The following is a 23794-nucleotide window of genomic DNA, read 5'->3' on the forward strand; positions in this document are numbered from 1 at the left end:
AGCATCATGGCCATTCCGGGGATCGAATCGGTATTGCAGAAGCTGGGCGGCGTAGCGTCGCAGGCTGCGGGCTCGATCATGGGCACGTCGAGCGTTGGCGCGGGTGCCGCGTCGAAGACGGGTGGCTTCGCGTCGGAACTCGAGGCATCGCTCAAGCGCGTGTCGGCGTCGCAGAGCGGGGCGGAAGCGCAGGCGCGTGCCTTTGAAATGGGCGAGCCGGGTGTGGCGCTCAACGACGTCATGGTCGATATGCAAAAAGCCAACATCGGCTTCCAGATGAGCCTGCAAGTGCGCAACAAGCTGGTTTCGGCCTATACAACCGTGATGAACATGCAGGTCTGATACCGGCGGTTGTCCCGGCACCGAAGCGGCCCCGTCCGACGACGGGGCTTTTTTGTATCTGCCGGGCGGGCATGCAGGGGGGGAAGGCGTCATGCGGTTCTCGGCCCCACCAGGCGTAGTGCGTTATTACGCCGCGTTGGCGTGAAGCGGCCCCGGCATGATCCGCTTCAGGAATTCGTGGAAGCGGGGGACGGTGAAGGCCGCGTCACCAAGCGGGGCGGTGTAGAGCATGCCCTTAGTGATGAGCTCGCAGCGAATCGGCTCAAGTTCCTCGGCGGATTCGCCGATTTCCGCCGCGACACGTCGGGAGTCGTGGGGGCCCTCGCCAAGCTCTGCCATCGCACGCAGATAGTTTCGCTCAGGTTGGGTCAGTCGTTCGAACCGGAATCCGTAGAAGCCGTTATCCAGTGCCCGCACCGCAGCATCCGATACGCGGCTGACATGCTCCGGTGTGATAGGGCTTTGGTTCGCCGCCTTCCAGGCGAGCTTTGCCCATTGCTGGAGAAAGTACGGATAGGCTCCCGACTGTTCAACAATGGCATCCAGTGCGGCCGGCATGATGGAGACACCGGCTTGCGCTGCGGGGGCGGAGATGGCTTCGCGCGCATCGGACGGCGTCAGCGGGCCGATCGGGTACACGTCGAACATACGCTCCGCGTAGGATTTTGCGTCACCAATTTTCCTCAGTAACGGGGGAAGGCCCGCGCCAATGAGAATGACGGGCAACTGGTATTGGGTGCACCGGTGGATCGCGTAGAGCAGTGACGATAATTGCCGTTGCGGCATGCCTTGAAACTCATCGATAAATATCGCAAGGGGCTTTTGAGCGATTCTTGCGGCACGTCCCGCCTCCACGAGCAAGGCGCAGAGATCCAGCTCAAGGTCGCCGCAATCGGCCAGACCGGGCTCCGGCGGGTAATCCAGACCTACCTCGATATCGCCGTAGGTCACCTTCAACGCCGTCACGAATCCGGCGAGTGCCCGCAGGCCTCGAATGACGGCGTCTTTCGCCATCTGTGTTCCGCTCATGCGCAATAACGCAACGCGCAACTCACGCGCGAGCGACGCGGGCAGCGACTTCACTTCCGGCGCTTCGAGATGCACGGTGATCGCGCCTTGCTGCTCCGTATCGTAAAGAAGCCGCTCGAGCAGGACGGTTTTACCAACGCCGCGCAAGCCGACCAGCAATTGACCGTTCGAATGACGTCCGATGCGAAGGCGCTCGATGCAGATGCGGACTTCCTCGCGGATTTCGTCGCGCCCGGAAAGGACAGGGGGCACAGTACCTGCGCCGGGATTGAAAGGGCTTAAGATGCCGTCCATTTTGATGGGGTAGAAAAGGGTAGAAAAGGGTGAAAAAGGGATAAGCAAGGGTTCGCCGGCCGCCGGTTGAGTCGCGGCGCGTGGAAGAAATGCTATTGAGATCCCTTGTTCAGCGCGCACGGCGCGACGTCTGGGCGGGCGTGCAGAATCCGTGCGAGCCTTGACTGCCGGGCCGTTGGCGTGCCCTGATTCAAAGCGGAGTCGAGCGGGAAATCGGACAGTTCACGCCATACCCGCTTCGCACGTGCATGGCGTGACCTAGCGCCTGCGGGGTCAGGCGGACGGGGTCGAAGCGGACGGTGAGACGGTGGCGGCAGCGGGGGCGTCGGCCCGGCCTTCGGGGGGCGTGATGCCCGGCGGCAGCGGGGGCGGCGTGCCGCCACGTCCCGCTTCGAGCTTGTAGAGCCACGCCAGCAGTTCGGCGACCGCCTGATAAAGCTGCGCCGGAATCCGTTGATCGAGATCGACCTGCATCAGCAGACTCACCAACTCAGGCGACTCGTGCACATACAGGCCATGCTCGCGCGCCGTGCGCACGATCGTCTCGGCAAGCAGGCCGTAACCTTTCGCCACCACGCGTGGTGCCGAATCCTTCGCGCCATAGGCCAGCGCGACCGCGGTGCGGCGCTCGGGTGGCAACGTCATGCGTTACCTCCGGTGTGCGGCGTCGTTTCCGGCGCGGGGACGGGCAGCCCTGTCGCGTCAACGCCGGGCGGCGGGGTTTCGGTGCCCGGTTGCGTCGCGAGCACGGAGGACCCAGCAGATGCCTCCGACGAAGCCTCTCCCTCATCTCCCAGCGCGCCAAATGACAATTGACTCGCGATCAGGCCGACCGACGCCAGTCGCTGGCGCAAGTCTTCGCCTTCGCTCGAGAGCGTATCCGTCGACGCCGTCGAATCGGTGAGCAAGCGGGCCTGCAACTGCTGACCCGACAACCCGAGCGTGACGTCGATCGTCCCCAGCGACGGGAGCGTCAGGCGCAGATGCGTGTGCCAGGTCGATGGGGCGGCGGCCTCGCCGGGCGTCGGTTGTCCAGGATGTTCCTCGACCTGCCATTCCATCGGCGCGCCCGGCCAGGCCATGCCATTCCACTGAAATTGGGGATTGACCAGCATGTCGAGCTGTTGACGCACCAGCGTCACGCTCTCGGCGGGCGTGTTCGCGACGGCGGCAATCGCGCCTGCGGCACCATGCTGCTGTGTATTCGCCGACGTACCGTTGGCCGCCAGTGCGTCGTCGCCGCCGTCATGGCCCGTCGGCAGCACGTTGCCGGTTGTGTGTGCCACGCTCGCGGCATGCGCCAGCGCGTTGGCGGTGTTCGGGAGATTCGCGCTAGCGCGCAGTCCGCCGTCAGCCCCATCGCCGGGCGCGGGTTGCGCTGGCGTGCCGGGCTGGGCGGGAGACGGATTGGGGGTCGCCGTCGGCAAGGTCGACGGACTCAGCGACGGCCAACCCGTCGCCAGCGCAGCCTCGCCGCCGGCCGGGCCGAGCAGACGCGTGAGCGGGCCGGGGCCGGGCAGGGTGGCATCGGCGCCGGCAGCGCGCAACTGCGCCGCAAGATTGGCGGACGCCGGCCAGCGCAACTGCGGCTCGGCCTGCAATTGCTCGAACGAGCGGCTGCCCGAAGCCCATTGCGACAAATGCGACTCGTAAAACAGTCCGCTCGCCGACAACGCTTCCTTCAGCGCGGCCGCGACCAGCGGCGCGAGCGCCGGCGCCCCCGAGCCGGGCGCGGCGGGCCACACGGGCGCGCTCGCCTGCACGGGGCCGGGCGAGTCGGGCGCGATACGCAAAATCGTGTCGATGGTGCGCGCGGCGGCCGAGAGCGTCGCCTGCTGAACGGGTGTCGGAAGCCGCGCGGCCGTCTGCGAAGTCGCATTGCCGAGCGCGACGGCCGTCGGTGAGGTCTTGGTGGCGAGGTCGCCGAGCGCGGAAGTGGCGTCGCCGCTCGGCTGCGTACCGGCGATGGCGTTGGGGGCGGTGGTCGAAGCGACGCCCTGCCCGAGCAGTGAGTCGAGCCGTCGTGCGAGTGTCGTGGCCAGAACCGAGTCGAGACCGGCCATGCCTTACTCCGAAATGCGGGCGATGTGACGCGCGGCGCGCGTCAGGCGCCCAGGTTCAGGCCGTAGACTTCGTGCAGGGCACGTTGACGGCGCGTGCTGTTGATCATGGCGTCGAGGTGCGCCAGATGGGGTACTGCGAGGTTGCGAATCGCGGCATCGTCGGCCAGAATGCGGCGGATGATGGCGTGCTTGCGCGAACGCTCGTCCTCGGACAGCGGCAGATTGGCGTCGAGCTGCTTGATCGAGTCGACCTGCGCACGATATTGCGTTTCGAGGTCGATCAGCGTGTCCCAGTCACCGTCGCGTGCCACGCCGAGCATGCGCTCGGTAAGGCCGGCAATACTTTCGTAGCAGTTCAACAAGGTCGTGGCTTCATTCATAGCGCACTCCGGTGCCCGCCTGAACGGCGGGAGCACCCGTGCCGGCACTCGGCGCGATGGCTCGCCAAGCCGATGCAATCGTCTCAAGCAGGGTGTCGACTTCCTGGACTTTAGCGACATCGTTCTCGAGGTTCGCTTCGAGGAGACGTCGCCCCATGTAGTCATAGAGATCACGCAGATTGCGTGACAGTTCCCCGCCGACTTCCATATTCAGGCCGTCGCGCAGGCCACCGATGATCTCGATGGCTTTGGAGATGGCCTGGCCGCGTTCGACGATATGGCCGGCTTCGAAATGAATACGAGCTTTGGTGAGCGCGGCCTTGGCACCGTCGAACAGCATCACGATGAGCTGATGAGGACTCGCGGCGATGACGCCGGTTTCGAGTCCGACCTTGCGATACGCATTGGCGGCGTTCTGACCGTACATGAATGTCTCCGCCGGTTACTTCGAGGACGACGAAGAGGAGCCGCCAAGCACCTGCTTGAGGTAGTCGCTGGTGTTCTGCAGCTTGGCCATTGTGGCGTCCAGCGCAGTGAACTGGGCCAGATAACGGTTCTGCATCTGCGTCATCTGATCCTGCCAGTCAGACTCTTGTTGCTTGATCTGCTTGAGCGAGGTGTTCAGGTTATTCGTCGCGTTCGTGACCGCGCCCTGTGCGCTCAGGAAGTCGGTCACCTGCGTGGTCAGCAGCGAGGCGAAACCTTGGGAGAAACCGACGTTGCCGCGATTGCCGATGGTCGAACCCGTCACGGTGAGCTTCAGGCCTTCGACCGGCGTGCCCTTGTTGCCGGTAAGCGTTTGACCGCTGCCGGTCGCGCCGAAGCCGCCGATCGTGCCCACGACGTCCTGACCGGTCGTCATGGTGTTCCCGTTGAACAGTTGGGTGAAGGCCGAGCCGCCCGTGATCGAGACTTTCGACGCTGAGCCGTAGCGGTTCGACGTCACCGTCAGAATGCCGTTGTTCGTGGTCACCGAGACCGCCGAGCTGGCGGCGCTAAACTTGCTATTGCCATTGATCGCCGACTGGATGGCGGCAGCCAGCTTGTCCTGCGTGTAAGTGCCCGGCGGAATTAGCACGCTGGCGACGTTGCCGTCGAGCATCAATTGGAGTTCGTTGCTGCCCGCCGCGATGGTGGTCGTCACGCCCAGTGTGACCGCGCCAGTCGCACCGCCTTGCGTTGCCGCTTGCGTGATGTTGATGTCGTACTGGCCCGGCTGTGTCGCGTTGGTCGCACTGGTGAAGCTCACCAGACTGTCGGTCGTCTGGCCGTTGGTGGCGAACAGCGAGGCGAGCGCGTTGAAACCGTTCGGCGAGGACATCGCCTTGTTCAGCGCTGTCGTGTCGACTGAGAGCGTGCCGTCTTTCTGGAAGGCCACGCCGACTTGCGCGAGCGATGCCAGACCCGTCGAGCTCACGCCCGGCAGCTTGCTATTGAGAATCTGGCTCAGACGGTTCTGTACGAGTTGAACCGTCGAGTCTCCGATCAGCGGACCGTTGTTCGCGCCGTTGCCGGTCGAGTCGAACGCGGTGAGCTTGCCGATCGTGGTTTGCAGCGTGTTGTAGGCTGCCGTGAACGATTGCACGGCCTGCGTGACGGCCGACGTGTTGCGGCTCGTGGTCACTGTGGTCGAGCCGACCTTGGCGAGCGTCAGCGACAGACCATTGACCGACGTGGTGACGGTGTTCGTCGCGCTGGTAACCGCCAGACCGTTGATGGTCAGGTTGGCGTTCTGCGCGGCGGTCGTCTGCGTCATGTTCTGCGTGCCGGTCGGATCGTTGGCCAGCAGATTGCTGATCGCGGGGTCGCCACCGGCGGCCACGTCGACCTTCATGCTCATGTTCTGACCGGTGGTCTTCGAGGTGAGCACGAGGCGATACGGCGTGCCGCTGCCGTCGTTCACAATCGTCGCCACCGCATCGCCGTTCTGGGCGTTGATGGCGTCACGAATACCGGTCAGCGAGTTGTTGCTGCTGTCGATCGTGATGTTCAGCGGCGTAGAACCTGCGTTCGGCGTGAAGCTCGCGCCGGCGTATGTGCCGTTGGTCAGCGTGCCGCCGGAAATCGTGCCAAGGGTGATCGTCACCTTGGTCGACGTGCCCGAGCCGATGGCACTCGTCTGGTTGGCAAACCCCGACGTGCTCAGGCTCTGTGCCTGTGCAAGTTGCGAGATGTTGATGTTGTACTGGCCGACGTTCGCCGTGGAGTCTGCCGTCGCCGACAGAATCGTGTTGTCACCGACGGCCGCTGCGACTTGCAGGAACTGGGCTGCGCTTGAGAGTGTGCCGAGTGAGGTCTGGAAGGCGGACAGCGCCGACTGTAACTGGCCGATGGCGGAAAGCTTCGTGTTGTACGCCGCTTCCTGGTTTTGCAGCAGAGTGAGCTTGTTCGTGGCAGGCGTCATCAGGCTCTTCACGAGTGCATTGACGTCCAGCCCTGAACCAATCCCAGGGGAGGAAATAGTGCCCGGACCGCCAGAAGTTGCCATGATTTGCTCTCACTCCGTTGAATTTATCGTTACCTTTCGGCCCGCTCAAAAACGCGATGGCCTGTAAAACATGCGGCGGCGGCACCGTTTTACAGTGACGCCGCCGTCGACCCGGCAGGCTTTCGCCCGCCGGGTGTGCCTGGACTACTCCGGTATTACTGGAGGAGCTTGAGCACTTGCTGCGGCAGCTGGTTAGCCTGCGACAGCATCGAGATACCCGCTTGTTGCAGGATCTGCGAGCGGGTCATGTTGGCCGTTTCCGCTGCGTAGTCCGTGTCCTGAACGCCCGAACGTGCCGAGGTCAGGTTTTGCGTCGTTGCCGACAGGTTGCTCACCGCCGACTGGAAGCGGTTCTGAATGGCGCCCAGCGTTGCGTTGAACGAGTCAGCCGAGCTGATCGCGGCATCGACCTGAGCGATCAGCTTGGTCGCCGAGTCGATCGTCAGTGCGTTGGCGTTTGCCAGGCTACCGCCCACGGCTTCCGTACCGGCGGTCAGGCCAGTGGCAGCAAGGCCGGTGCCGCCCACGGTGAAGCCTGCGCCCGACACGAGGTTCAATTGACCCTTCGAATCGACATATGCCTGCACGCCGGTGTTGGCGGCGGAGATCGCATTCGCCAGTTCGCCCACGTTCTTGAACGTACCCGTGATGTCCGTCGCGGTGCCGTTGACGGTCAACGTCAGGTCACCGGCGGCAAGGGTCAGAGGAGCGGTAGCGGCCTTCAGACCCGTCGAATCGACTGCCGTGCCATTGGTTACGTTACCGGCGATGGCGAACTTCGTGGCAACCGCGCCTGCGACAGCGACAGGGTTGGTCGTATCGCTGTTGCTGAGAACCAATTCGCCGCTAGTCGGATCGACGCTGGCCGAGACCGTGGTGCCGGTAGCATTGATGGCGGTCGCCAGATCGGCAGCGCTGTTGTACGTGCCGGCCGCAACGCTCTTACCACCGATGGTCAGCGTATTGGTCGCATCGATCGTCACGCCACCGAACGCCGGTGCCGTACCGATTTGCTGAGCCACACCACCGATCGAGCCGGCGGTCATGCTTTGCGTGAGGCTGACCGAGATCGACTGGCCGGCATTGGCGCCAACCTGGAAGTTTGCCGTGCCCATCGAGCCGTTAAGCACCGACAGACCGTTGAACTGGGTTTGCTGAGCCGTACGGGTGATTTCCGCCAGGCGTTGCTGAACTTCCTGGTCGATAGCGGCGCGGTCCGAAGCCGAGTTCGTGGCGTTCGTGGCCTGCGTAGCCAGCGTACGGATACGCTGCAGGTTGTCCGAGATCGACGACAGGCCGCCTGCGGCGGTCTGCACCAGCGAGATGCCGTCGTTGGCATTGCGCTGCGCTTGCGTCAGACCGTTGATCTGCGACGTCATACGGTCCGTAATGGCCAGACCGGCGGCATCGTCAGCGGCGCTGTTGATGCGCAGACCCGACGACAGACGCGTGATCGACGTTTGCAGGCTGGACTGCGACGTGCTCAGGTTGCGTTGAGCGATCGTCGAGAAGATGTTGGTATTGATGACAGATGACATTTAGCCACTCCTTTCCCAAAATTTTTTGGCTCCGGCTTAAGCGCCGTAACTTTGGCTCACCAGCCAATCGCCGAAAGCCGCCGTTGTAGGGGATATCGGACGCGCTTTGGGAAAATTTAGGGTGACTTCGCAAAATGCTTCATCACCTTGCATCGACTTGCGTTGCCGATGTCGGAAAAACGCTATCGGGCCAGTCTACAAATTTCCTCCACGATTGATCCGTCAAGGAAAGGGGCAATCTGCCGCCAATTCATGCCCTGTAAGGCTTGGAGAGGTGAAGCGGGAGCGGAAAGGGGATGAGGGTGCCCGGTGGGGCGGCAGGCAATTCTCAAGCGGTGGCGCCGCCGGGCGACGGTCGAAAAAATTTTTTCGGCGCTGTGAAAATTCTTCGCGATGACGGTGCGCGTCATCCAAAATGCGCGTGGCCCGCGTTAGCGGGCCACGGAGTGAGTACTTAGTTCGCGGATTTTTCGAAGGCGTTCGGCGCGAATCTGGGAGGAAATGTGATGCCGGTGTCCTTCGCGTGCGCTGCGCCTACGCGCAGACCGGACCCATCTCGGCGCTGACCAGGCCGTGTTGCATCACGTAATACGTGAGCTCGGCGTTATTGTTCAGACGCATCTTCTCGAGCAGACGCGTGCGGTACACGCTCACGGTCTTCACCGAGAGCGAGAGCGCATTGGCGATGTCGGTCAGGCGTTTGCCCGAGCCGATCATGCATAGCGTCTGGTATTCGCGGTCCGACAGGCGCTCGTGCGGCGGCTGGTCGGCGTCCGGGCCGAGATAGTCGGCGAGTGTCTCGGCGACCATCGGGCTGACGTACTTGCGGCCTGCGGCGACTTGCCGCACGGCCGAGACCAGTTGCTGGGCGTTCGAGCGTTTGCTCAGATAACCGGCGGCGCCGGCCTTGAGCGCGCGCAGCGCGAACTGACCTTCGCCGTACATGCTGAAGATCATGATCGGCAGGCGCGGGTGCTTGCGCCGCAAGGTCTTGAGAATCTCCAGACCGTTCGTGTCGGGCAGCGAGATATCGAGCAGGACAATGTCCCACTGCGCTGCGTCGGTCATCTCCAGCGCTTCTGCGCCGCAGTCGGCTTCGCCAATGACGGCGATGCTCCCGCTATCGGAGAGCAATTGCCGGACGCCCTGGCGCACGATGGCGTGGTCGTCGACGATGAGCACTCTAAGCGTCATGATGCGTATCCGTGAAGAGCAAGCGATTCCGGGCCATGCTGGCCGGCTGGGGCAGGCAGGATCTGGTGCCAGGGAAGTCGTGCGCTCACGAGCGTCCCCGATCCTTGAACACTGCCGATACGTAGCGTGCCGCCGAGCGCCGTGCAGCGCTCGCGCATGCCAACCAATCCGAAATGTCCCTGCTTGCGACGCGCGCCGCGGGCCAGCCCGCAGCCGTCGTCGGAAATCGTGAGTTTGAGTGAACGATGGCTGCCATCGAGCGCCACGACCACGCGGCAGGCGCGTGCATGGCGGGCGACGTTGGTCAGGGCTTCCTGTGCGATGCGGTACAACGCCAGCACCGCGTCGGGGGTGAGTCTCGCAACGCGCTCACGCGTCACGTCGTCGCAGCGCCAGATGCACGTGAGCCCGCTTTGCTCGCCGAAGCTTCGCAGCCACGCGCGCAACGGTGCAACGAGGCCCGCGTCGAGCGCGGGCGGGCGGTTGCGGCCGACGAGTTCGTCAGCGGCATCTTGCGCAGCGTTCGCTACGTTCTGAATTTGGGCGCAGAGGGAGTGCCATTCGGCGGCGTCGGCGGGCGGACGCGTCGACAGACGCGCCACCACCAACTGCAATGCCGTGAGATGCGCGCCGAGTCCGTCATGCATTTCTTGCGCCAGTCGCGTGCGCTCGCCTTCGCGTGCAGCGTCGATCTTGCGCGCGACCGATTGTGCGAGCGGGCGAGCCGACGGCTTCGCGGCGGCGCGCGAGGTCGGCGCTACGGGCACCGAAGGGTCGCAAGCTGCGGGCTGATCCATGACCGATGTCTGCGGCGTGGTGGCGCACGTGTGCAACGCGTCGTCAATCGACACGCGACGTCTCGCAGCCTGTGCGGCAGGATCGACGAGAAACGGCATGGAGGCAAATCCCTGAGATAAAAAGTCCCGTGCCGCAACCCACGCGGCGAGACCGACATTCAATTTAACAAACTTTACATTTCGTCACAATTACACGCGGCGGGCACCCGCGTGGTTGACAGCGATGCGTAACTATTTGATTTGGATCAGAAAGTTTTCGCTTGCTTGAAGGGATTTCTACGAAGACCCCGAATATATCAGGGTTTGTCCTAGCACATCCAGTCGAGCGTATGTTTCAAACGACATTCTCGTTCCAAAACGGCCGTCATGCCGTAATTTCTCGCGTAACTTCATACGATTGTTATTTTCTTTCAGACGAGATCGCGGGTATACGCGCGCTCCATCGGTGACGTTACTTTGTGACGTTCCCTATGAGACGTTGCTTTCGGTCTCCGAATGTAAGGGGAGCATCACGGTGACCGTCAGGCCGCGACCGTCGTTGCCGGGCGCCAGCGTGACCGCCCCATGACTGGCCGCCACGATTTCCTTGACGATGGCCAGTCCCAGACCCGTGCCGGGCTGACCCGGCGGTGCGTTGCGGTAGAAGCGCTCGAACACGCGCTGACGCGCTTCGGCCTGGATGCCAGGCCCGTCGTCGATGACGCGCAGTCGGGCGGTGCCGTCCGGACGGTCGATGGCAACGGTCACGCGTCCGCCCTCGTGGATATAGCGGATCGCATTGTCGACAAGATTCATGACCATGGCATGAAACAGCTCGCCATTGCCCGACACCCACACTGCCGCCTCAGTCGTCTCCAGCCCGAGATCGATGTTGCGCCGCTGCGCCAGCGCGACGAGTTCTTCGAGCACCCCCGCCACCACCGTCACCAGATCGACGCGCGAGCGGGAGAACGCCGGGGTGTCCGCGGCCTCTGCCTGCGAGAGCAGCAACAGCTTGTTGGTCAGGTCTGCCAGGCCACGGCTGCTCGTCTGCATGGCGGCGAGCACGTCGGCGAGCGCGGTACGGTCGTCGAGCTGCGCCGCGAACTGCAATTGCGTATCGAGCAGCGTGAGCGGTGTGCGCAATTGATGCGCGGCGTCCGCCACGAACCGGCGTTGCTGCTGCGCCTGCGCCGAGAGCCGCTGAATACACAGATTGATGGCGTCGACGATGGGCCTCAACTCGGTTTGCAGTTGTCCTGCGCGAATCGGCACCAGTTCTTGCGGCGCGCGTCCTGCCACTTCGTCCTTGAGCCGGATGAGCGGATGCAACTCGACCGTCAATCCGATGAGCACCAGCACCGCGGCCAACGCGGCCATTGCGATCTGCCGGTGCAGCGATGGCTCCCACAACTGCGCGAGCATGTCGTCGTGCGCGTGCATCGTCTCTGCAACCACCACTGCCACGCGATGCGGCTTACCCGTGTCGTACATCGTACGCACGAAACTGATCGCGCGCAGCGGTTCGCCGTTCACTGCGACGTTCGAATAAGTCGGCACCGTCTGCGGAAACAGCGGCGGATGCGGAAAGTCGGGCGGCCCGGCGAGCAGCTTGCCCTCTTCGGTGATGACCTGGTAGAACACGCGATCGCGCGCGGGCGACGCGAACAGCTCCAGCGCCGAGGGTGGCACGCTCGCGCGCAATGCGCCGTCGACCCAGGTGATTTCGCCCGCGATGACCTGCGCCGACGTGAGCAGCGCCCGGTCCTGCACGAGGCCGGCCGTATCTTGCGCGCTGCGATAGGCGAGCCACGCGCTCGCGCCGATGTAGAGCGTGAGCGGCAGCATCAGCCACATCAACAGCCGCACGCGCAGGCTAAGCATCTTTTTCGCGCAGCAAATACCCCAGACCGCGCAGGGTCATGATGGCGGCGCGGCTCGTTTCGAGTTTCTTGCGCAGCCGGTGGATGTAGATCTCGATGGCGTCGGCGCTCGGTTCGTCGTCGAGGCCGAACACGCCGTCGACAAGCGCGCTCTTGGCCACGGTCTTGCCTTGCTTGCGCATGAGAATTTCAAGCACCGCGTGTTCGCGCGAGGGCAGGGCAAGCGCCACGCCCGCGATCGTGAACTGACGCGTGCCCGCGTGATAACTCAGATCGGCGCACCCGAGATCGGCGCTTTGCTCGGGCGCATGCCGACGCGCGAGCGCCTTCACGCGCGCGATCAGCTCACGCACTTCGAAGGGCTTCACGAGATAATCGTCGGCCCCCGCGCCGAGGCAATCGACCTTCTCGTCGACCGATCCGCTCGCCGTCAGAATGATGACGGGCACGTTGTTGCGCCGCTCGCGCAGCCGGCGCAGCACATGCTTGCCGCCGAGCTTGGGGAGCATGAGATCGAGCAGCACCACGTCGTACGTTTCCGTTTGCAGCAGACGGTCGGCGGCGTCGCCATCGCGCGCGGCGTCGACCGTGAAGTTGTCGTCGCGCAGCATGCGGGCGAGCCAGTGGGCCAGCGTGTCGTTGTCTTCGATCAGCAGCAGTTTCATGTCGGGGAGTGCGGAATGCGACGGCGAGTGTGCCCGTGGAACGTGCGTGAGCCAACAGCGGGTAAACACCCATGAGCCGGGCACGAAAACCTGCAGGGTACGAAAGCCCGATGAAAGGTTCGGTTTTCTACAATTTGCGGCAAGGCAGAGGAAACGAATCAGAGGACCCCTGCCCGGGCCCCATGGGACTTCACGTGAGGCCGGCCGGCGCCGCGAGGCGGCCCGGGCCATTATCCCTAAAAACGATGGAGACACCACAATGCGAGCAAGCCTTGGCGTGCGTGCGCCGAAAGCCTTCGTGAGACCTGTTCTGGCCGCCGTCTTCGGCGTGTCGATGGCGCTGGCCGCCGTGCCGGGTTTCGCTGCCGATAGCGGCAAGATCACGATCATGGTCGGCGGCATCACGAAGATGGTCTACCTGCCGGCCAAGCTCGCCGAGCAACTCGGCTACTTCAAGGAGGAAGGCCTGAACGTCGAACTGCTCTCGCAGCCCGCCGGTGTCGACGCCGAAAACGAATTGCTCGCCGGTGCCGTGCAGGCCGTGGTCGGCTTCTACGATCACGCCATCGATCTGCAGAGCAAGGGCAAGGAAATCCAGGCCATTGTGATCTTCGGCCAGGTGCCGGGCGAAGTGGAGCTGGTCAACACGAAGAGCAAAGACACCATCAAGAGCATGGCCGACGTGAAGGGCAAGACCCTTGGCGTGACCGGTCTGGGCTCGTCGACGAACTTCCTCACGCAGTATCTGGCCGCCAAGCACGGCCTGACGTCGGCCCAGTATTCGGTGCTGCCGGTCGGCGCCGACAACACCTTCATCGCCGCCATCAAGCAGAACCGTATCGACGCGGGCATGACCACCGAGCCGACCGCTTCGCAACTGCTCAAGACGGGCGACGCCGCGGTGCTCGTTGACATGCGCACGATGGAAGGCACGGTCGCGGCGCTGGGCGGCGCTTATCCGGCATCGAGCCTGTACGTGCAGCGCGCGTGGCTCGACAAGCACAAGCCGGAAGCGGCCAAGCTCGCGCGCGCTTTCGTGAAGACGCTCAAGTACATCAACACGCACTCGGCCGCCGAGATCACCGAGAAGATGCCGAAGGACTACTACGGCAACAACAAGGCGCTGTACGTGCAGGCGTTGCAGAACTCGCTGCCGATGTACTCGCCCGACGGCCGTATGCCGAAGGACGGTCCGCAGACCGTGCTCAAGGTGCTCTCCGCGTTCAACCCGAACGTGAAGGGCAAGCACATCGATCTGTCGAAGACGTACACCAACGAGTTTGTCGATCAGGCGAAGTAAGCCCTTTCGCACTCGCACGTACGGCCTTTACCCGTTGACCCTGTAGTATCGGCGCGCGGTCCCCACGACGCGCAGCCCTATCCAGCCGAAAGCGGAGCCGCCCGCACCTGACGACCGTCCGGTGTGCGGGCCGGTTCAGCCCTAGAAAACTGCAACAACTACCGTTCCGACGTCATTCGGGAGCCGGACATGACCCAGACCCTCACCCCCACGGCACCGGCGCGCGCTGCGAGCGCCGTGTCTCGCGACACGCCCGCCATCGAATTCGACAACGTGTCGTGCCGATTCATCTCGCCGGATGGCAAGGCGACCATCGCGCTGCGCAACTTCAGCATGTCGGTCGCGCGCGGCGAGTTCGTCGCCATTGTCGGGCCGACCGGCTGCGGCAAGTCGACCACGCTGTCGATGATTACCGGCCTGCTGCGCCCGACCGCGGGTAGCGTGCGTGTCATGGGGCAGCCCGTCAACGGCATCGATCCGCGCATCGGTTTCGTGTTCCAGAACGACGCGGTCTTCCCGTGGCGCAGCGTGCGCGAGAACGTGGCCGCCGGCCCGCTGTTTCGCGGCCAGTCGAAAGACGCGGCCTACACGCAGGCGGACGAATGGATCAAGCGTGTCGGTCTCGACAAGTTCGGCGCTCACTATCCGCATCAACTCTCGGGCGGCATGCGCAAGCGTGTGGCGCTGGCGCAAACGTTCATCAACAACCCCGAAATTCTGTTGATGGACGAGCCGTTCTCCGCGCTCGACATGCAAACGCGCACGCTCATGCAGGACGAACTGCTGCAACTGTGGTCGTCGACGTCGGGCTCGGTGGTGTTCGTCACGCACGATCTGGAAGAAGCGATTGCGCTGGCCGATCGGGTGTTCGTGCTCACGGCGCGTCCGGCCACGTTGAAGAATACCTACACCATCGATTTGCCGCGTCCGCGTGTGATGTCCGAGATTCGCTACGAACAGCGCTTCATCGACATCTCGCGCGAGATCTGGGCGGATCTGCGCGAAGAAGTGAAGATCGGTTGAGGGTTTTCGGTCCCGCCGGGGCCGCGACAATGATTTAGCGGGCCGCGTTGGCGAACTTGCAACGCGCCGTTGCCGTCAGGAGGAGGGCATGAATATGAGTGAACAAGCCGTGTTGACAGGGGTGGCCGGGTTGGACGACGCCGATCTCGCACGCGAGGAAGCGGTGGCGCAACGCCGTATCAAACAACGCCGCGCGCTGGTGGTTTTCCTGCGCGTGGCGATTCTGGTGGTCGGGCTGGGCGGCTGGGAAGTGGCCGCACGCGTGGGCTGGATCGATCCGTTTTTCTTCTCGCAGCCAAGTCTGATCGTTCAGCAGATCTATGACTGGTGTGTGGAAGGCACGTCGCAAGGGCCGCTCTGGACGCAGGTGCTCGTCACGCTGGAGGAGACGGTGCTGGGCTTTCTGATCGGCGGTGTCGCCGGCGTGATCTGCGGCATCGTGCTCGGACGTAACAAGCTGCTCTCGGATGTCTTCAGTCTCTACATCCAGATCGCCAACTCGATTCCGCGTGTGGTGCTCGGCTCGATTTTCGTGATCGCGTTCGGTCTGGGCATGGCCTCGAAGGTCGCGCTTGCCGTGGTGATGGTGTTCTTCGTGGTGTTCGCAAACGCCTTCCAGGGGGTGCGCGAAGCCGACCGCTACATGATCGCGAATGCGCAGATTCTGGGCGCGTCGCGCCGTCAGGTGACGATGTCGGTGGTGATTCCGTCGGCGCTGTCGTGGATTCTCGCCAGCTTGCACGTGAGCTTCGGCTTTGCGCTCGTGGGCGCGGTCGTTGGCGAGTTCCTCGGCTCGAAGCAGGGCATCGGTCTGCTGATTTCAACCGCGCAGGGTGCGTTCAATGCGAGCGGGGTGTTCGCCGCGATGATCGTGCTCGCGGTCGTGGCGCTCGGGGCGGACTGGTTGCTGACGTCGCTGGAGAAGCGCTTGCTGAAGTGGCGTCCGGCGGCGTTCTCCAACGAATAAGCATTGCCGCCGTACTGCGAATCTCGAATCGCGAGGGCATAAAAAAACGGCGCCACCGAAAGGTGGCGCCGTTTTTCCTTTGGAGACGCGGAAAGCGTCGCAGACGTGCGAGCGTCAGATATTGAGCTTCGTGACCTTCGTGCCTTCGATGTTCAGGTTGGCCATGAGACCGGCGTTGGTCATCACGATCACTTCCACCGGCGAGGTCGCCGTGTTCAGGTCGACGGCGCCGTTCGCACCGATCTTGACCAGTGCGACGGAGGCGTCGGCGCCTGCCGTCCAGCCGTCCGTGCGCTGGAATTTGTCGAGGGCGTCCTGCGTCATGAACAGGAAGATCACGGCCTTCGACTGAGCGCCGATCTGCAAACCGAACGATGCGGTCACGGTGTTGTAGTAACCCTGGGTGGCGCCGCCCACACGCAGTGCGCCTTCGCCGTATTCGCCGCCCACCACGAAGCCGGCTTGCAGCACCGACGGGAACACGAGCACGCCGCGAGCCTTGCTCACCAGCTCGCGCGAGCCCTTCACGGACGCGTACATCTTGTCGAGCGCACCGTTCACGGAGGCATCGATTTCGCGGCGCTTGTTGACGTTGGCGCCTGCCGAGCTATCGCTCTTGTCGGCTTGCGACGGCGTGGTCGTCGAGCAGCCGGCAAGCGCGAATGCGGCAGCGGCAACAGCGACGGAAGTTTTCATCAGGAATTCGCGTTTTTGCATTTTTCTCCCTCCGGAAAGCATATGCCGCACGCAAAGCGTAACGGCGTGGATATGGATAAAACGTCAGACCGATGAGCATGCTCCTGACGGAGCGCCACCCTGCGGTAATGAAGCGGATGATGAGGTCAGTCGTTTGGCATCCGACGGATGCCGGTGAAAACGTCGACCGGCCAGAGAGCGAAACGCGCCCCCCATTTCGCGATGCCGCGAGCCTGGGCGACGACGTTTCGGCGTGACGTCGATTATGCGGTCTCTGTCGGTATTGTCAAGAAAATAGCGCGACAAGTTCCCTCAACGCGTTGCTATCTTTCGCTAATTTGTAGGCATACGCCTACGAACACTCGCGCATGTACTGTTCCTTGAGCGCTTTGCGCGGGTTCGTTCGCACCGGAATGTCGACGCGATTGCCCGCCGGCGAGTCGACACGCTGGTCGCGCGTGTAAACGGCTTTGTCAGGTGTGTTGGCGATCTTGTCGGCGAGCGCTTTGCACTGCTCGCGTTTGGTCGGCTCGCCTGCGCCCGAGGTGGCGGCCTGCGCGGCAGCCTGATCGCGCGCCGCCTGCGAGCACTGCTCGGGCGGCAGGGGTTGGCCGACACTGTTGAAACATACCGGCGTTTGCGCGAACGCGAAGCCGCTCGCGCCGAGTAACGCGGCCGCAGTGAGCATTCGCAACAGACGGCTTACGGGCGATCGCCGGTGGACAAACTCGGCACTGCCAAGTATTGCAGGCGTGATACCCGTCGATGTGGAGGGTGCGGATGCAGTGAACTTCAGGGACATCGGGGACAGCGTGGCGGTGCGGCGTGGCATCGACATTCTCCTCAATGGACCCCGCTGTGGCGCGGGTGCGCCTATTCTGGCATCGCCCCTGCCGTGTTGTCGATAGCCGCGACGCCATGCCGCGCTGCGAGTGTCCCGGGACGGTCCGTGCGCAACTCCAGCCGGTAGCCCACGCCGTAGATCGAGCGCACGATCTCTTCGTCCGGTCGGATCGCCTGCAATTTGCGCCGCAGGTTCTTGATATGGCTGTCGACCGTGCGGTCCGCAACGACACGGTGATCGTCATACATACGGTCGAGCAGGTGCGCGCGCGGGAAAGTCTTGTCGGGGTGGCTGGCCAGCGTGGCGAGCAAGCGCAACTCCACCGGCGTGAGCGGCAGTTCGTGTCCGTCGAGCTTCGCGTGATGGCGCACGGGATCGATCACGAGCGCGGGCATTGGCGGTGCCACGGCGGTGCCGAAGGCCATGCCGGGCGCGCCCATTGCGCTGGAGGCGCCCCGCACGCGTCGCAGAATCGCCTTGACGCGCGCGACCACTTCACGCGGGCTGAAGGGCTTGCAGATGTAGTCGTCGGCACCGAGTTCGAGCCCCAGCAGCCTGTCGGTCTCGGCAGCGCGCGCCGTGAGCATGACGATGGGCACCTCGGAGATCTCGCGCACGGCGCGACAGACTTCGAGTCCGTCCATGCCGGGTAGCATCAGGTCGAGCAGCACCAGACGCGGCTCGGTGCTGCGCACGGCGGGCAGCACGTCGCGTCCGTCCGTGAGAATGCGGCAGGGCATGCCGGCGACGCGCAGATACTCCGCGAGCAACGCGGCGAGCTTCGGCTCGTCTTCGACGATCAGAATCGGGGCGGTGTCGGGGAGTGTCATCGCGTCGGGTGTTGAGACGAGCGCGGATCGGGGCGCGTGGGACGAAGCGGTCTGCGAGGGTGTCGACGAGTGCGTGTGCATACGTAGCGTGCTGGAGGCTGGACTCAGTGGCTCAACTCAGGGTCGTCAGGGTTTGGGTGCCAAAACAGGCCGAAGCCGCGCTCAGGACGCAGGCAGCCGCCGTTGTCGCGCCGGCACTCGAACTGTTTTGGCAAGGCAAAGTGATCGCCAGCGCCAGACCGCCCAGCGGCGAGTGCCGCGCGACGATCTGTCCGCCGTGCGCTTCCACAATATGTTTGCACAACGCCAGCCCCAGACCGGCGCCGCCGCTGCGACGGCTGCGCGACGCTTCCACGCGGAAGAGCCGTTCGAACAGGCGAGGCAGTGCGTCGTCAGGCACGCCGGGCGCGGAGTCTTCGATCTCAAGGCGCAGTTGACCCTCCGTCGACGACAAATAGACACGCACCGCACCGCCACCGTCGGTATAACGCAACGAATTCTCAAACAGGTTGCCGATCAATTGCGTGAGACGGTGCAGATCGCCGTCGACGACGAGCGTGTCGTCCGGAATGTGCACGGTCAGCGAAATGCCTTTGGCCTCGAACCAGTCGCCGAACGCGGCCACGGATGTGGCCACGCGCTCGGTCATGTCGACCGGCGCGAATTCATAGGTCAGGGCGCCGACGTCCGAGAGCGACAACTCGTAGAGATCGTCGATCAGTTTGGAGAGTTGCGAGATCTCGACGCGCAGCGAGGCAATCGCGTCCTGCGTGAGTGGGCGCACACCGTCTTCCATCGCCTCGATTTCACCGCGCAGGATCGAAAGCGGTGTTCGCAGTTCGTGCGAGATGTCGGCCAGCAGGTTGCGGCGCAGGCGGTCGTTCTGCGCCAGGGTGTCCGCCAGGCGGTTCAGATCGACGGCCAGACGGGCGAGTTCGTCGGCGCCGGCGGTGGGCGCACGCACGCTGTAGTCGCCCATCGCCATACGGTGCGTGGCTTCCAGCAGTGGGGTGACGGGTACGAGCAGACGCTGGGCGAGGCGCAACGCGACGGCGCCAAGCAGCGCGATGCCGAGGATCGTCAGATACATCAGGTTGTCGCCGCGCAGCCATCCGTGCCCGCTGATGGCGGCGCGCACGACGGCCGCCGTGGCCGCCATCGTGACCAGGCCCGTCGCGAAGATCGCGAGGAACAGCTTGCGGGTAATGCCTGAATTCATGCGCTGAGTGATCGAGCTGACTGAATTTTGACTGCGTAAATGACGGTAACGGTGTGACGGTAACGGTGCTGCGACGAAACGGTCGACACGGACACAGCGGGAAACGCTGCCTGACCGGCGTTCGCACTGACGTCTTCGGTACGTAACGTGCGGTCATGCCAAGGTCGGCGCGCCATTTTCTCAGCTTCGGGACGTCGCGCGCGTGCCTCCACAAATTTTCCTCTATTTGTGCGCAGTGGCTGCACGCCTCGTTCTTACTATCCATCACGAAGCTGGCCGCCGTGCCGTCTTCGTAGCCTGCGCAAGCTGTGCAGTCTGCCAACCGTTCACCTCATTCGAAGACGTCCGGATACGGCATCCGGGACCGGCGCGGGGGCGCCTCACCATGTCGAAACTGTCGATGCTACCGCGCGCTTTTACGCGCGTCCTGCGTGCCATGCGCGCTGTGGGCCGTCCGCTTGCGTTGCTGACGATGCTCACGACAACGGGCGTCATTCTGAGCGGCTGCGCCAGCCCGCAAGTGACGACAACGCCGATGGCCGTCATGCCGATGCCGCGCGTGGCCAACGTCCAGACGGGGGGTTCCATCTACCAATCCAACACGGCGACGAACTGGTTCGAAACGCCGGTCGCACATCGGATTGGCGACTTGCTGACGATTGCCGTATCGGAGAATTCGTCGGGGAGCAGCAAGTCGCAGAGCGACACGTCGCGCAACGCGAGTGTCACGGCCAAGAGCGCCAAGGCCGACGGCGCCGATTCGGTGCTGGAGCGCTGGTTCAACATCGGCCAGCAGGCCAGCAGCTTCAAGGGCAATGGCTCGAACACGTCGAGCTCGGCGCTGACCGGCACGATTGCCGTGGCCATTGTGGAGGTGCTGCCCAACGGCGCCTACGTGGTCGGCGGCGAGAAGCAGGTCATGCAGGGGCGCGATACGGAGACGTTTCGATTCACCGGCGTGGTCAACAAGTTCGACATCTCATCGGGCAATGTCGTCCTGTCGAGCAAGGTCGGGCAGGCCAAGGTGGCGAGGGTGGACGACGGCCAGACGGCTCAGGGCAGCTCCGGTGGCTGGCTGCAATCGATTGTGCTCGGCGTGTCACCGTTCTGATGAAACGGCTGGCGATGGTGCTGGCGCTGGCGGCGGTGTCCAGCGTGACTCTGGAGGGATGCCTCTTCGCAACGCCGGCGCCGGTGATTGCGGCACAAGTGGCGGCCACGATGGTGACGACGGGCGTGGTGCTGTCCGACCAGTTGCCCTCGGTGTCGCCCCCGACAAAGCCGGCTGCGCCGGAGCTGCTCTCGCACAATATGTGCATAGAACTGTCGCAGGACGGAATCTCCGACTTGTTGCCTGCGATTCAGGGACGATTGCGGGCGTATGGCATTGTGAGCACCATCTACAGTCCCGGCACCTGGCCAACGGGCTGTGTCGTGCTCAATTACTCGGTGCGACGCGCGTGGCGCAACTCGTTATGGGGCAACGCGCCGAGCGAGTATCTGGCGTACGCGACGCTCACGCTCAGTCAGAACGGTTCGGTCATCAATACGGTGTATTTCGACGGCCAGGCGTCGAGGGTGGAGTCGTGGTCGGCGTCGAACTCGCGCATGGCGCAACTCGTCGATCGACTGGTCGTGTTTTGACGCTGGCTTGATGAGGCGGGCTTGAATCTGGCGCGCTGAATGTGCCGGAATGTCCGGATCGATGGCGGACTGGCAATTTGGCGCGCCCGACTGGAATCGAACCAGTGACCCTCGGCTTCGGAGGCCGATACTCTATCCCCTGAGCTACGGGCGCTGTGCTGACCACCGGTGAATGAAGGCGCGAGCGCGCGACCGGTAGGCAAAGAGGCATAAGCATAGCGGTTTTGCCGCGTGCCGTCCATGCCCGGCCCCTTCGCGGATCCCCACAATGCGGCATTTCACGACCGGACGCCCGCCGGGCGCGGTTTTCCCGTGAATGCAACGCCTGCGTACTTTGCGCACGAAGCCCGCGGAACACCGCTTTGCCTTTCGCGTAAGTTAGGGAAAATACGGGACTTTTGCGCCGTCTGCGCGCTGCCTTGGCGTGTCATTGGCCGAGGGTTTGTTGCTACAATGGCTCGTTATTTTGACTGGATGGTGCCGGCTTCTGGTGCGAGCTATCCGGTGTGATGCACTCGGTTTCCACAAAAACTATTGAGAGATCCCGCATGAGTGAAGCACATAACGAGCACGAATCCCTGATCAAAACACCCAAGCAGCTCATTGCCGCCGTTATCGCCGGTTTTCTCGTCCCGATCGTCATCATCGTTTTGCTGGTCAATTACGTGGGCAACAACGCCCTGACCGGCGCCGGCAGTTCCGCCATGACGGAAAAAGCCATCGCCGAGCGCATTGCGCCCGTGGCTCACGTCGAGGTCAAGGACGCCAGCGCACCGCGCGTCTACCAGACGGGCGAACAACTTTACAAAGCCGTTTGCGCGGCCTGCCACGCGGCCGGTACGGCAGGGGCGCCGAAAGTCGGCTCCTCCGAAGACTGGGCGCCGCGCATCAAGCCCGGCTACGACGAAATGCTCAAGATCGCGCTCGCAGGCAAAGGCGCCATGCCCGCGCGCGGCGGCACCGGCCCCGATGACGTGACGGATTACGAAATCGGCCGTGCCATCGTCTATATGGCAAACGCCTCGGGCGGCAAGCTCCAGGAACCGGCCGAACCGGCGCAACCTGCGTCGGGCGCAACCGCCGCCACAGTTGCGGCCTCGGGGGCACTCGCCGCCGCTTCGGGCGCCGACGCGGGCAGTGCCGCCGCCGCGGCTGCCGCGATGGCTTCGCTCAAGACCGCCGCACCGGCCACGGCCAGTGCCGGGGGCAATCTCGACGCGGGCAAGAAGCTCTACGACACCGTGTGCATGGCCTGTCACGCCAGCGGTGTGATGAACGCGCCGAAGTTCGGTGACAAGGCCGCGTGGGCGCCGCGCATCGCCACTGGCATCGACACGTTGCACAATGCCGCGATCAAGGGTTTAAACGCCATGCCACCGAAGGGCGGCGCCGCTGGCGCCTCCGACGACGACGTGAAGGCCGCTGTCGACTATATGGTGAGCGCGGCGAAGTAAGCGCCTCGCTGCCGGGAGGGAGCCACGGGGGTTGCGGACGTCACGACAACGCAATCGACGTAGCTCGCGCGCCCAATTCCCCTAAAGCACAAACGAAAAAATCCCCGCCTTGGCGGGGATTTTCGTTTTCAGCGCATGAGTTGGCGGATTCAGCGGATTTGGCGGGCTCGGCGTCTGATCGACGCCATCGGCTCACACCCGCACGATCATCTGCGGATCGAACGACGGATTCTCGATACGTCCCTCAAAGCAATAACCACGCGGATTGCAGAGTACCCGCGTGCGGCCGACGCGATAGTCGAACGAATCGTGCGTATGGCCGTGGACCCACAAGGCGGCGTCGGATTGATCGATGAGTGAGGTCAAATCCGAAATGAAGGCCGGATTGACGAGCGATCCCGCAAAGCGCGGATGAATGCTTTGCGGTGTCGGCGCGTGGTGCGTGATGGCCACTGTCGGGCCATCGTGCGGTGCGGCGAACGCGCGCGTGAGCCACGCTACGTTCTCGCGACACAGCGCCGCGCAGTCGTCGGGCGTGAAGAAGGGCAGATCCGACCAGGGGACCGCGGGGTCACCGATACGAATGCGCGTGAAGTCGCGCACGAACTTCTGCGACTCCTCGATCACGGCGTCGTGCTTGCCCTCGGCGTCGTACAGCGCGAAGTCGCTCCACAAGGTCGTGCCGACGAAACGCACGCCGTCGATGACCACCGAGCCGCGTTCGAGCAGATGCACGTTGGTGCCTGCGGCGAGACGCCGCAATTCGGCGAGTGTGCCCGCGAGCGTCGCGCCGTAGAACTCGTGATTACCGGGAACGTAGACGACCGGGCGCGGCAATTGCTTCGCCCACTCGATGGCTTGTGCCGGACGGCTGATGTCGCCGGCCAGAATCGTGACGTCGGCGTCGACATCGGGAATGGCCAACGGCGCCACTGACAAATGCAGGTCGGACAGGATATGCAGTCTCACGCACCACGCTCCACAAAGACTCGGGGATCGGTGCCGCACACGCGTGGCAGCGGCGCTCGTCAGACGCGTCACACGCGGGCCGAAGGTGTGGGCATTGGACCGAAATCAACGCAACTTGCACATTGTTTCGCCCGTTTTTTACCGACTATCGCCCGCGCCGCGCCGATGGTCAAGATGTCTTTGTCTTCGAAAGAAC

At 63.7% G+C, this 23794-nt stretch carries 23 protein-coding genes and 1 tRNA gene; 7 read left to right on the top strand and 17 right to left on the bottom strand.

Annotated elements, in window-relative coordinates:
* Nucleotides 1–6 precede the first annotated feature (6 nt).
* Nucleotides 7–342 carry a flagellar hook-basal body complex protein FliE gene (fliE, locus tag ACIPHM_RS20900; protein WP_400332405.1) on the top strand — a complete coding sequence of 112 codons (336 nt, stop codon included), beginning with the start codon at nucleotides 7–9 and terminating at the stop codon, nucleotides 340–342.
* Between the two features lie 126 nt (nucleotides 343–468).
* Here the strand turns inward: fliE and ACIPHM_RS20905 are convergent, their stop codons facing one another.
* The 11 genes from ACIPHM_RS20905 to ACIPHM_RS20955 all read right to left on the bottom strand — a co-directional run bounded on the left by ACIPHM_RS20905 (nucleotide 469) and on the right by ACIPHM_RS20955 (nucleotide 12652).
* Nucleotides 469–1713 (bottom strand): AAA family ATPase, encoded by a 1245-nt coding sequence (locus tag ACIPHM_RS20905; protein ID WP_400332408.1) that lies wholly within the window; start codon nucleotides 1711–1713, stop codon nucleotides 469–471.
* A 225-nt stretch (nucleotides 1714–1938) separates the two neighbouring features.
* Entirely contained in the window at nucleotides 1939–2310 is a 372-nt protein-coding gene (locus tag ACIPHM_RS20910) for an EscU/YscU/HrcU family type III secretion system export apparatus switch protein (RefSeq protein WP_400332410.1), read from the bottom strand.
* Entirely contained in the window at nucleotides 2307–3728 is a 1422-nt protein-coding gene (locus ACIPHM_RS20915; RefSeq protein ID WP_400332412.1) for a flagellar hook-length control protein FliK, read from the bottom strand. The genes ACIPHM_RS20910 and ACIPHM_RS20915 overlap by 4 nt, the downstream gene beginning before the upstream one ends.
* A gap of 41 nt (nucleotides 3729–3769) precedes the next feature.
* Nucleotides 3770–4108: a flagellar protein FliT gene (locus ACIPHM_RS20920; protein ID WP_400332415.1), complete on the bottom strand. Its 339-nt coding sequence runs from the start codon at nucleotides 4106–4108 to the stop codon at nucleotides 3770–3772.
* Entirely contained in the window at nucleotides 4101–4535 is a 435-nt protein-coding gene (gene fliS / locus ACIPHM_RS20925) for a flagellar export chaperone FliS (RefSeq protein ID WP_400332418.1), read from the bottom strand. Before fliS ends, ACIPHM_RS20920 begins: the two co-directional genes overlap by 8 nt.
* A 15-nt stretch (nucleotides 4536–4550) precedes the next feature.
* Nucleotides 4551–6596, bottom strand: coding sequence for a flagellar filament capping protein FliD (gene fliD, locus ACIPHM_RS20930; protein WP_400332420.1), 2046 nt, complete (start codon nucleotides 6594–6596; stop codon nucleotides 4551–4553).
* 155 nt (nucleotides 6597–6751) lie between these two features.
* Nucleotides 6752–8134, bottom strand: a complete 1383-nt coding sequence (locus ACIPHM_RS20935; RefSeq protein ID WP_400332423.1) for a flagellin — start codon at nucleotides 8132–8134, stop codon at nucleotides 6752–6754.
* 534 nt (nucleotides 8135–8668) lie between these two features.
* Complete coding sequence (locus ACIPHM_RS20940) at nucleotides 8669–9328, bottom strand: response regulator transcription factor (protein ID WP_010807699.1); 660 nt, start codon at nucleotides 9326–9328, stop codon at nucleotides 8669–8671.
* Nucleotides 9325–10224, bottom strand: coding sequence for a sensor histidine kinase (locus ACIPHM_RS20945; protein WP_400332427.1), 900 nt, complete (start codon nucleotides 10222–10224; stop codon nucleotides 9325–9327). Before ACIPHM_RS20945 ends, ACIPHM_RS20940 begins: the two co-directional genes overlap by 4 nt.
* A 369-nt stretch (nucleotides 10225–10593) precedes the next feature.
* Nucleotides 10594–11988, bottom strand: a complete 1395-nt coding sequence (locus ACIPHM_RS20950; RefSeq protein WP_400332430.1) for a sensor histidine kinase — start codon at nucleotides 11986–11988, stop codon at nucleotides 10594–10596.
* Entirely contained in the window at nucleotides 11981–12652 is a 672-nt protein-coding gene (locus tag ACIPHM_RS20955) for a response regulator (RefSeq protein WP_400332433.1), read from the bottom strand. The genes ACIPHM_RS20950 and ACIPHM_RS20955 overlap by 8 nt, the downstream gene beginning before the upstream one ends.
* Before the next feature lie 259 nt (nucleotides 12653–12911).
* Between ACIPHM_RS20955 and ACIPHM_RS20960 the strand changes: the two genes are divergently transcribed.
* The 3 genes from ACIPHM_RS20960 (at nucleotide 12912) to ACIPHM_RS20970 (ending at nucleotide 15942) form a co-directional block, all read left to right on the top strand.
* Entirely contained in the window at nucleotides 12912–13952 is a 1041-nt protein-coding gene (locus ACIPHM_RS20960; protein WP_400332435.1) for an ABC transporter substrate-binding protein, read from the top strand.
* 189 nt (nucleotides 13953–14141) lie between these two features.
* A complete protein-coding gene (locus ACIPHM_RS20965) occupies nucleotides 14142–14975 on the top strand; it encodes an ABC transporter ATP-binding protein (protein WP_400332438.1) in 834 nt (277 codons plus the stop codon).
* 88 nt (nucleotides 14976–15063) lie between these two features.
* Nucleotides 15064–15942, top strand: coding sequence for an ABC transporter permease (locus tag ACIPHM_RS20970; RefSeq protein ID WP_400332441.1), 879 nt, complete (start codon nucleotides 15064–15066; stop codon nucleotides 15940–15942).
* Between the two features lie 114 nt (nucleotides 15943–16056).
* Here ACIPHM_RS20970 and ACIPHM_RS20975 read toward each other — a convergent pair whose 3' ends face one another.
* The 4 genes from ACIPHM_RS20975 to ACIPHM_RS20990 form a co-directional block, all read right to left on the bottom strand.
* Nucleotides 16057–16659 carry a YSC84-related protein gene (locus ACIPHM_RS20975; protein WP_400332442.1) on the bottom strand — a complete coding sequence of 201 codons (603 nt, stop codon included), beginning with the start codon at nucleotides 16657–16659 and terminating at the stop codon, nucleotides 16057–16059.
* Between the two features lie 331 nt (nucleotides 16660–16990).
* Nucleotides 16991–17470 (bottom strand): hypothetical protein, encoded by a 480-nt coding sequence (locus ACIPHM_RS20980; protein ID WP_400332445.1) that lies wholly within the window; start codon nucleotides 17468–17470, stop codon nucleotides 16991–16993.
* Nucleotides 17471–17511: 41 nt separating this feature from the next.
* Complete coding sequence (locus ACIPHM_RS20985; protein WP_400332448.1) at nucleotides 17512–18312, bottom strand: response regulator; 801 nt, start codon at nucleotides 18310–18312, stop codon at nucleotides 17512–17514.
* 112 nt (nucleotides 18313–18424) lie between these two features.
* Entirely contained in the window at nucleotides 18425–19531 is a 1107-nt protein-coding gene (locus ACIPHM_RS20990; RefSeq protein ID WP_400332451.1) for an ATP-binding protein, read from the bottom strand.
* A gap of 385 nt (nucleotides 19532–19916) precedes the next feature.
* Between ACIPHM_RS20990 and ACIPHM_RS20995 the strand changes: the two genes are divergently transcribed.
* Nucleotides 19917–20642 carry a flagellar basal body L-ring protein FlgH gene (locus ACIPHM_RS20995; RefSeq protein WP_400332453.1) on the top strand — a complete coding sequence of 242 codons (726 nt, stop codon included), beginning with the start codon at nucleotides 19917–19919 and terminating at the stop codon, nucleotides 20640–20642.
* The gene (locus ACIPHM_RS21000) at nucleotides 20642–21175 is read left to right on the top strand and encodes a hypothetical protein (RefSeq protein ID WP_400332456.1); all 534 of its coding nucleotides are present in this window, start codon (nucleotides 20642–20644) and stop codon (nucleotides 21173–21175) included. The genes ACIPHM_RS20995 and ACIPHM_RS21000 overlap by 1 nt, the downstream gene beginning before the upstream one ends.
* A 78-nt stretch (nucleotides 21176–21253) precedes the next feature.
* Here the strand turns inward: ACIPHM_RS21000 and ACIPHM_RS21005 are convergent.
* A tRNA-Arg gene (locus ACIPHM_RS21005) sits at nucleotides 21254–21329 on the bottom strand.
* 394 nt (nucleotides 21330–21723) lie between these two features.
* Here ACIPHM_RS21005 and ACIPHM_RS21010 point away from each other — a divergent pair.
* Complete coding sequence (locus ACIPHM_RS21010; RefSeq protein ID WP_400332458.1) at nucleotides 21724–22629, top strand: c-type cytochrome; 906 nt, start codon at nucleotides 21724–21726, stop codon at nucleotides 22627–22629.
* A gap of 192 nt (nucleotides 22630–22821) precedes the next feature.
* Here the strand turns inward: ACIPHM_RS21010 and ACIPHM_RS21015 are convergent, their stop codons facing one another.
* Nucleotides 22822–23598, bottom strand: coding sequence for a metallophosphoesterase (locus ACIPHM_RS21015; RefSeq protein WP_400332461.1), 777 nt, complete (start codon nucleotides 23596–23598; stop codon nucleotides 22822–22824).
* Nucleotides 23599–23794: the final 196 nt, after the last annotated feature.

The sequence above is a fragment of the Pandoraea sp. NPDC087047 genome (assembly GCF_044745225.1).
GTDB lineage: Bacteria > Pseudomonadota > Gammaproteobacteria > Burkholderiales > Burkholderiaceae > Pandoraea.

Bases quoted from the DNA above. Each gene is read 5' to 3' on its own strand.
- fliE (WP_400332405.1), top strand. From the start codon at position 7: ATGGCCATTCCGGGGATCGAATCGGTATTGCAGAAGCTGGGCGGCGTA.
- ACIPHM_RS20910 (WP_400332410.1), bottom strand. From the start codon at position 2,310: ATGACGTTGCCACCCGAGCGCCGCACCGCGGTCGCGCTGGCCTATGGC.
- ACIPHM_RS20915 (WP_400332412.1), bottom strand. From the start codon at position 3,728: ATGGCCGGTCTCGACTCGGTTCTGGCCACGACACTCGCACGACGGCTC.
- ACIPHM_RS20920 (WP_400332415.1), bottom strand. From the start codon at position 4,108: ATGAATGAAGCCACGACCTTGTTGAACTGCTACGAAAGTATTGCCGGC.
- fliS (WP_400332418.1), bottom strand. From the start codon at position 4,535: ATGTACGGTCAGAACGCCGCCAATGCGTATCGCAAGGTCGGACTCGAA.
- fliD (WP_400332420.1), bottom strand. From the start codon at position 6,596: ATGGCAACTTCTGGCGGTCCGGGCACTATTTCCTCCCCTGGGATTGGT.
- ACIPHM_RS20935 (WP_400332423.1), bottom strand. From the start codon at position 8,134: ATGTCATCTGTCATCAATACCAACATCTTCTCGACGATCGCTCAACGC.
- ACIPHM_RS20940 (WP_010807699.1), bottom strand. From the start codon at position 9,328: ATGACGCTTAGAGTGCTCATCGTCGACGACCACGCCATCGTGCGCCAG.
- ACIPHM_RS20945 (WP_400332427.1), bottom strand. From the start codon at position 10,224: ATGCCGTTTCTCGTCGATCCTGCCGCACAGGCTGCGAGACGTCGCGTG.
- ACIPHM_RS20950 (WP_400332430.1), bottom strand. From the start codon at position 11,988: ATGCTTAGCCTGCGCGTGCGGCTGTTGATGTGGCTGATGCTGCCGCTC.
- ACIPHM_RS20955 (WP_400332433.1), bottom strand. From the start codon at position 12,652: ATGAAACTGCTGCTGATCGAAGACAACGACACGCTGGCCCACTGGCTC.
- ACIPHM_RS20960 (WP_400332435.1), top strand. From the start codon at position 12,912: ATGCGAGCAAGCCTTGGCGTGCGTGCGCCGAAAGCCTTCGTGAGACCT.
- ACIPHM_RS20965 (WP_400332438.1), top strand. From the start codon at position 14,142: ATGACCCAGACCCTCACCCCCACGGCACCGGCGCGCGCTGCGAGCGCC.
- ACIPHM_RS20970 (WP_400332441.1), top strand. From the start codon at position 15,064: ATGAATATGAGTGAACAAGCCGTGTTGACAGGGGTGGCCGGGTTGGAC.
- ACIPHM_RS20975 (WP_400332442.1), bottom strand. From the start codon at position 16,659: ATGCAAAAACGCGAATTCCTGATGAAAACTTCCGTCGCTGTTGCCGCT.
- ACIPHM_RS20980 (WP_400332445.1), bottom strand. From the start codon at position 17,470: ATGCCACGCCGCACCGCCACGCTGTCCCCGATGTCCCTGAAGTTCACT.
- ACIPHM_RS20985 (WP_400332448.1), bottom strand. From the start codon at position 18,312: ATGACACTCCCCGACACCGCCCCGATTCTGATCGTCGAAGACGAGCCG.
- ACIPHM_RS20990 (WP_400332451.1), bottom strand. From the start codon at position 19,531: ATGAATTCAGGCATTACCCGCAAGCTGTTCCTCGCGATCTTCGCGACG.
- ACIPHM_RS20995 (WP_400332453.1), top strand. From the start codon at position 19,917: ATGTCGAAACTGTCGATGCTACCGCGCGCTTTTACGCGCGTCCTGCGT.
- ACIPHM_RS21000 (WP_400332456.1), top strand. From the start codon at position 20,642: ATGAAACGGCTGGCGATGGTGCTGGCGCTGGCGGCGGTGTCCAGCGTG.
- ACIPHM_RS21010 (WP_400332458.1), top strand. From the start codon at position 21,724: ATGAGTGAAGCACATAACGAGCACGAATCCCTGATCAAAACACCCAAG.